Origin of the sequence: [Scytonema hofmanni] UTEX 2349, from assembly GCF_000582685.1 — a bacterium.
GTDB lineage: Bacteria > Cyanobacteriota > Cyanobacteriia > Cyanobacteriales > Nostocaceae > Hassallia > Hassallia hofmanni.
Window position 1 is genome coordinate 1,383,566 of record NZ_KK073768.1, and the last position, 7,199, is coordinate 1,390,764.

General features: G+C 41.8%; 5 protein-coding genes. 4 read left to right on the top strand and 1 reads right to left on the bottom strand.

Features of this window, described 5'->3' with window-relative positions; translation table 11 throughout:
• The first annotated feature begins 800 nt into the window (after positions 1-800).
• The 3 genes from TOL9009_RS0111315 to TOL9009_RS0111325 all read left to right on the top strand — a co-directional run bounded on the left by TOL9009_RS0111315 (position 801) and on the right by TOL9009_RS0111325 (position 4,798).
• Positions 801-3,173: a ribonuclease R family protein gene (locus tag TOL9009_RS0111315; RefSeq protein WP_029632902.1), complete on the top strand. Its 2,373-nt coding sequence runs from the start codon at positions 801-803 to the stop codon at positions 3,171-3,173.
• Between the two features lie 116 nt (positions 3,174-3,289).
• Complete coding sequence (locus TOL9009_RS0111320; RefSeq protein ID WP_029632903.1) at positions 3,290-3,910, top strand: flavin prenyltransferase UbiX; 621 nt, start codon at positions 3,290-3,292, stop codon at positions 3,908-3,910.
• 177 nt (positions 3,911-4,087) lie between these two features.
• Entirely contained in the window at positions 4,088-4,798 is a 711-nt protein-coding gene (locus TOL9009_RS0111325; protein ID WP_029632904.1) for a LapA family protein, read from the top strand.
• A 22-nt stretch (positions 4,799-4,820) separates the two neighbouring features.
• Here the strand turns inward: TOL9009_RS0111325 and TOL9009_RS0111330 are convergent, their stop codons facing one another.
• On the bottom strand, positions 4,821-5,015 hold the full coding sequence (locus tag TOL9009_RS0111330) for a hypothetical protein (RefSeq protein ID WP_029632905.1): 195 nt from the start codon (positions 5,013-5,015) through the stop codon (positions 4,821-4,823).
• A gap of 462 nt (positions 5,016-5,477) precedes the next feature.
• On the opposite strand from TOL9009_RS0111330, the gene TOL9009_RS0111335 reads away from it, so the two are divergent.
• Positions 5,478-7,070: an NB-ARC domain-containing protein gene (locus TOL9009_RS0111335; RefSeq protein ID WP_038296293.1), complete on the top strand. Its 1,593-nt coding sequence runs from the start codon at positions 5,478-5,480 to the stop codon at positions 7,068-7,070.
• Positions 7,071-7,199: the final 129 nt, after the last annotated feature.

Consider the following 7,199-nt stretch of genomic DNA (forward strand, 5'->3'; position numbering starts at 1 on the left):
GAAGGGGGAAGGGGGAAGGGGGAAGGGGAAAGGGGAAAGGGGAAAGGGGAAAGGGGAAGGAAAATATGATTCCTTTATTTAAATAACTCTTTATTTCTACACCTTTACCCTTTGCCCTTTACCCTTTACCCCTCTTCAAAAAATCTTTTACCTTTCTTTAAAACAGCCTGATATATCTCGATCGCTTGTACCGATTGTAGCAAAGCTGTTTGGGAACAACTTTTTCGCTACTTGTGGCTAACTCTACGTGGTCTTATCTTCAATGCTATACTAATTACCCAATCCGATGTGCAGAACTACTTTCACAGAAGTACGCTCTAAACCTACAATAATGAAGTAATGGTTCTTCCTCACTGAGCGGTTTCGCTGCTAACCTAGTTGTTACCGATTCTACATATGGGACAATTGGGTTTGCCGGCAGTTTCTCCTAGTTAAACATCAGAGTGTAATGCCGTAAAAGTACCTGAAATCTAGACAATCAAACACCTGCTGTTTTCCCTGCATAGCGCTTTTAGACTGGAATGAGTGAATTTTATAAACAAAGTCTCTCAAAAACCCGTCGCAAACATTACCTAGTGGGGCGAATTTTAAATCAGGCGTGCTTTGTTAAGATTAGCTGGATGAAAGGTCTTTTTCGTAGTGAACTCTGAAAGTATCGTGTCGTGAGAAGTGTGAGGGTCGCTTTTTTGTCTCTGTTGGAGGTAGGGCTAAACCTCCGGTTGAGTACTGACTCATAGTGCTTCTCTCTCGACGTAAATGTCTTCTAATAATGATGTTTTGACCAAAGGTCGGTTCACTGCATGGAATTTTCAATCGCTACATTACTTGCCAATTTTACCGATGATAAGTTGGTTGCTCGCAAAGTTTTGGAAAAAAAACTTGGTTGTGAAGATGAAGATAGTTTACAAAAACTTCAAATTGCTTTAGAAATTCTGGAAAAAGTCGGGCTTTTGGTTAAAGAACGCGGGAAGTATCGTCGCGTGACAGAAGACGGAATCATCGAAGCAAAGCTGCGCTGTTCTAGTAAAGGCTTTTGTTTCGCGATTCAGGACACCGAAGGTGCAGAAGATATTTACATTCGCGAAAGTCATCTGAGTAATGCTTGGAATGGCGATCGCGTTTTAGTCCGAGTTCTCAAAGAAGGTAGTCGGCGCCGTTCCCCCGAAGGAGAGGTGAAGCTAATTCTCGAACGCTCCAATCACACTTTACTAGCGCGAATTAAGCAAGTAGAAAGCGGTTTTCGTGCCGTTCCCCTGGACGATCGCTTGCTGTTTGAACTAAAACTGCTAGCTAGTGGGATGAAATTGGATGAAGCGATCGACCATCTGGCTCATGTCGAAGTTTTGCGTTACCCTTTAGCGCAATATCCCCCTGTCGGTCGAGTCGTGCAAATTCTTGGTAGCGATGCCGAAGCTGCTGCTGATATCGATTTGGTAACTTGTAAGCACGATCTTTCCCGTACTTTCCCGGAGTCAGTTAACGATGCTGCCGCTAAGTTACCGAAAAAGTTACTCAAAGCTGATTTAAAAAATCGACAGGATTATCGTGATTTATTTACCCTAACTATTGGCAGTACAAAAGATTCCCAAGTAATAGAAAATGCCTTGACTTTCGAGAAAACTCCAGAAGGACACTCGCGATTAGGCTTTCACATTACTGATGTTTGTCACTACGTTTTACCAGATGAAGCTCTCGATCGCGAAGCAATTAAGCGGGGTAGGTCGGTATATCTCGGTGAACTCGTGTTGCCAATGTTGCCGCCAGCTGTGGCAGAACGCTGTTCTTTAGTTGTGGGAAGCGATCGCTTAAGCATCTCTTTTTTAATTACCTTCGATTCCGAATCAAGAGAAGTCCTAGACTGGGAAATTCAAAAGGGTATCATTAAAGTAGACGAACACATCAGCGAACAACAAGCAGAAGCAATTTTGACTGGCGAAGTAAGTAAATCTACGAAAGCTAAAAACAAGTACTCAGAAGAAGTAGTCCAGATGTTGCGCCAAGTAGAAGCTTTGCAGCAAGCAGTCAAACAAGTGCGGCTGAATCACGGTAGCTTGCAGTTAAATCTGCCACCTAACCAAAATCCGTACAACGATGAAGGTATTTTAGGATGTGCCGCAGTCAATGATTTACCTGTGCGATCGCTCTTAACAGAATTCGTGCTACTTGTTAATCAACTGATGGCAAATCATTTAAACGCTTTAGGCATTCCTGCCATTTGGCGAATACAAGGCGCACCCGATTCGGAAGATGTGCAGGAAATGCTAAAATTAGCGATTAATTTAGGCGTGGAACTGTCACTCGAAGCAGAAGTAGATATCCAACCTTTAGATTATCAACAATTGACCAGAGCTTTTGCCGAGTCGCCATCAGAACAAGTTTTAACTTATTTGTTGCAAGATACACTCAAGCCAGCTTCTTACAGTACAAATAAAGGCTCTCACTTTGGTTTGGCACTAAGTGAGTATACCCACTGTACTGCACCGTTGCGGCGTTATCCAGATTTACTCATGCAAAGAGTGTATTATTCACTACTGGAACATGGACGCGATCGCCGCAATACCCGCGTGAAAGAGCGCGTTAATTTGTGTCACTCCGCAAGCCACACTGAAATTAACTGGAACGTTTTACCCCCAGAATTGCAACAAGAACTGCAAAGCGAATTGACAAGGGTAATCGTCCAAATTAACGACAGAGAAAAAGAAGTCCAAGAAGCCGAAGCCGATTTAGCCGGGTTACAAAGAGCCTCTTTGATGAAACAGCGCATTGGCGAAGTTTTCAGCGGTGTAATTACTGGTGTTCAATCTTACGGCTTCTTTGTGGAAATTGAAGTACCAGCAACCGAAGACAAAGAAAGCGGTAATGTGAAAGTGCCTTTACGAGTTGAAGGACTCGTACACGTTAGCTCGCTTAAAGATGATTGGTATGAGTACCGCGCTCGACAACAAGCGTTATTTGGTCGCAAAAACCGGGCTTCTTACAGATTAGGCGATCGCGTAGCCGTGCAAGTTAAAAGTGTCGATTACTACCGCCAGCAAATTGATTTAGTCACCGTAGGCAGCGATGGTATCCCCTCAGGTAGAGGTATAAACGGCTCCAATGGCGAAGTATCAAATATGTACTCATCCAATGAAATGGAGTCTCAAGACCTAGAACCATATGGTGATGATGAATAAGGGGGCATTGGGCATTGGGCATGGGGCATAGGGCATAGGGCATAGGGCATCCCCGCCCTACGCCCCCTATCCCCCAACTCCGCACTCCCCACTCCCCTAACCCGTACTAAAACAGCGTGTCAAATAAACAACAACCAATTATCTTAGGCATATCAGGTGCATCAGGTTTAATTTATGCCGTTCGAGCGATTAAATTTCTGCTGTCAGCCGACTATGAAATTGAACTAGTTGCCTCCAAATCAAGTTACATGGTTTGGCAATCAGAGCAGAATATTCGGATGCCAGTAGAACCCGTTCAACAAGAGCAATTTTGGCGACAGCAAGCTGGAGTTGAAGCAGCAGGCAAACTAAACTGCCATGCTTGGGGTGATGTTGGAGCCAATATTGCCAGTGGTTCCTTTCGTACCTTAGGGATGATTGTCATTCCATGCAGTATGAGCACTGTAGCCAAGCTAGCAGCCGGCTTGAGTTCCGACTTATTAGAACGGGCAGCAGATGTCCAGCTTAAAGAAGGTCGAAAGCTGATTCTTGTCCCTCGTGAAACTCCTTTTAGCCTGATTCACCTGCGTAATTTAACTGCTTTGGCAGAAGTTGGGGCAAGAATTGTCCCCGCGATTCCTGCTTGGTATCACAATCCGCAAACAATCTTAGATTTAGTTGATTTTGTTGTTGCTCGTACTTTAGATCAATTGGATATTGACTGCATCCCACTTCAACGCTGGCAAGGGAGAAAATAAAATGGGCATGGGGCATGGGGCATAGGGCATTGGGCATGGGGCATGGGGCATGGAAAGAATCGTATTTATTCACGCACTCGCTTTCTTGAACTTCTTTAATTCGCATTGCCCATTGCCCAATGCCCATTGCCCAATGCCCATTGCCCCTCTCTGAAATTACCTTTACCCCTTTTTTATATGGATATCATTCGCTTAATTTTATTAGTGGCGGTACTGGGAGGACTAACGCTCTTGTTAGCGCAAAATTGGTCGCCTGTTTTACCGTTAGTATTTTTGGGGATACGGACTCAACCTTTGCCATTGGCGATGTGGATTTTATTTAGTACAACTGCTGGTGCTGTTACATCTGTGTTTATCAGCAGCTTATTTAATTTTTCCACTTATTTAGCTCGACAACAACGCCCAACTCGACTAAAATCACCAGCCGCTTCACCTGGGAATAAGCAAACCCGTAGAGAAGAAACATTTTCCCGTCCTCCTGTCAACCCTCCACCCCCAGCTAGTACAACAAAGTCTAGAGGCAGTGACGATGAAGCGGATGATTGGGACACAAATAACAACACTACAGATGATGATTGGGACTTTGAAGAGAAGTCTAATGTTGCCCCTAATCCTAATTCGGAAAACATACAGGATAGAGATCAAAGCTACGAACGTCAACAACAACCCAAAACTAGTTCTCAATCTGGTTCAGTTTATTCCTACAGCTATCGGCAACCAAAAAATTCTGGAGTAGGAAAAACTGAATCAGTTTACGATGCTGATTACCGAGTAATCATACCGCCTTATCAACCGCCGACAACTACCAATCAGAAGAATGATGATGATGATTGGGGATTTTTTGAGGATGAAGACTCTGAGGATAACGATAAGCGATCGCCCTCTTGAGTAGGGATGTGGTATTTATGTGCTAAATGCCACACCTTTCTTCGCGAGACTCCTGCCTAACTTTGCCCATCATCGCCGCTTCTTGCAAGCTCATAAAGGCTTTAAAGTCTTCTAAGTCATACCGAGTTCTTAGTAAATGTCGTAGTTGATTTTCCGCTTCAAGTGTTAGATAGCCGGTGGATAACGCTTTCTGCACAACGTCACGAATTCGAGTCATGGTTGATACCTCAATAGACCACACTTATTTATTCGGGTGCACACAAATAAGATATGCAGTAGTTTTTCTTCTTCAACCGTTAAGCTGGCAAAGCTTTTTTGCACAATGTCACAAAATAAGTCATAATTTACACCATGATTTTTTTTCAGATTTGGAGTGGGGCTTGCTATGACAAAGTTTTTTGAATGTTAATACTGTGAGGTAGAAACACAGTATTGTATAAAGTTAAAACTGCCCCAGTTGAAAAAGAGTCTTGATCGTTTATATTGACGACACAAATTTAATAAAGTTTCAAAGAAGCTTTATTAAATTTCCGTTAAGCCTAAACATACCGAAGCAACAACTGGCAAGTCACCTAACAAATGTTATTAAATTCGTTATAAATTTATTGTTTGTTTATTTCGACTTTATATAAAAATCGTTAATATATTTCCTGATCGCTACTTTAAATAAATAACCGTAATGGCTGCTAATTCAAATAAAATAGAAGAGGATTTTATAGAGGCTAAAAATAATTGGGAGCTAGAAAAGTTATACGTTGATTTAGCATCCGCAAAGGGAAAAGCTCTAACACCTGTTGAAAAAAAATTTTTGAGAGGTTTACTTTGTGGTTTTAGTCCGGCAGAAATTGCTAATGCAGTTTATAAAAGTCGCAGTAGTAGTACTGTAAGAGTTTATCTTTCTAATGGACTATATAAATATATAGAAGATATGCTGAGTAACCAAGAGGGAAGCAGCATTAAGGTCAAAAGTTGGAGTCGGGTAACTCAGTTACTAGAGAAAGCTGGTTATAAAAAAGGTTGGTTTCAAATAGATGTGACTGACAATCAAATAATCGCAACCGAGAAAAAACAAGCTGATTTTGGTACGATGAAAACAGCCCAAAGACAAGATTGGGGTGAAGCGATTGATGTGAGTAAATTCTACGGACGCACTACCGAACTCGCATCCCTGAAAGAATGGATTGTCCAAGAGCGCTGTCGGTTAGTGGTACTCTTAGGTATGGGTGGAATTGGTAAAACAGCTTTGTCAGTAAAGCTTGCAGAAGCAATTAAGGAAGATTTTGAATTTGTAATTTGGCGATCGCTTAGTCTCGCACCACCCTTAGAAGTCATCTTAAATCAACTCTTGTCGCTTTTATCTCCCGAAGCGCAAATACAAAGTACAGAAGGTGTCGAAAACAACATTTCCCAACTAATTGAGTGTTTGCGTTCTTCACGCTGTCTAATTGTATTAGATTGTGTTGATTCAATTTTAAGCAATGGCAACGATACCGATTTGGTCAGAGAATATCCGCTCTCTGTGCCAGTCAGCAACCCAGATGTGATGAAGCAAATTCGGTATCGTCAAGGTTATGAAGATTATGGAGAATTAATCAGAAGATTAGGAGACTCTCAACATCAAAGTTGCTTGGTGCTAACCAGTAGAGAAAAAACTCAAGAAATTGCCGCTTTGGAAGGAAAAAAATTACCTGTTCGCTCTTGGAAATTGTCAGGATTAAATAATGCAGAAAGTTGGGAACTTCTCAAAGAAAAAGGGTTTACAGATTCTTCCGAAGAAGAATGCAGAATATTAATTGAGTGGTATGCAGGTAATCCGTTATTTATTAAATTAGTTGCTACGACTATTCAAGAATTATTTGCTGGCAATATATATGAATTTTTAGAACAAGGTACTGTGGTTTTTGGCGACATTCGGGCAATTTTAGATGAGCAGTTTTATCGCTTATCTAATTTGGAAAAGCAGATTATACACTGGTTAGCACTGAATCGCAATTTGGTTTCAGTGCGAAAGTTGCAAAAAGAGATCATACCACGAGTTTCGCAACGATTAATATTAGAAGCTATAGAGTTATTACAAAGGCGATCGCTAATTGAAAGACAAGCATCCAGCTTTGCCCAAACCCCAGTTTTGATGGAATATATAGCTGAACGATTAATTGAGGAAAATTTTGAAAATCAAGATAAATCAGGTTACTCATTGATGAGTCAGACAATTTTTGAAGCGCAATTGAAAAATCACATTCGAGAAATTCGCCTCGACATCGAGATATGAAAAAGAGGGGTAAGGGGGAAAGGGGAAAGGGGAAAGGGTAAGAAGAGGCGTAAGGGGACAATCCGGTTCCCTCCCCGCTTGCGGGGAGGGTTAGGGTGGGGTTCTTTCTATGCGTCTTCATATTAAATT

What these genes read in the sequence shown, in the direction of transcription:
- TOL9009_RS0111315 (WP_029632902.1), top strand. Translation starts at nt 801, where the DNA reads ATGGAATTTTCAATCGCTACATTACTTGCCAATTTTACCGATGATAAG.
- TOL9009_RS0111335 (WP_038296293.1), top strand. Translation starts at nt 5,478, where the DNA reads ATGGCTGCTAATTCAAATAAAATAGAAGAGGATTTTATAGAGGCTAAA.
- TOL9009_RS0111330 (WP_029632905.1), bottom strand. Translation starts at nt 5,015, where the DNA reads ATGACTCGAATTCGTGACGTTGTGCAGAAAGCGTTATCCACCGGCTAT.
- TOL9009_RS0111325 (WP_029632904.1), top strand. Translation starts at nt 4,088, where the DNA reads ATGGATATCATTCGCTTAATTTTATTAGTGGCGGTACTGGGAGGACTA.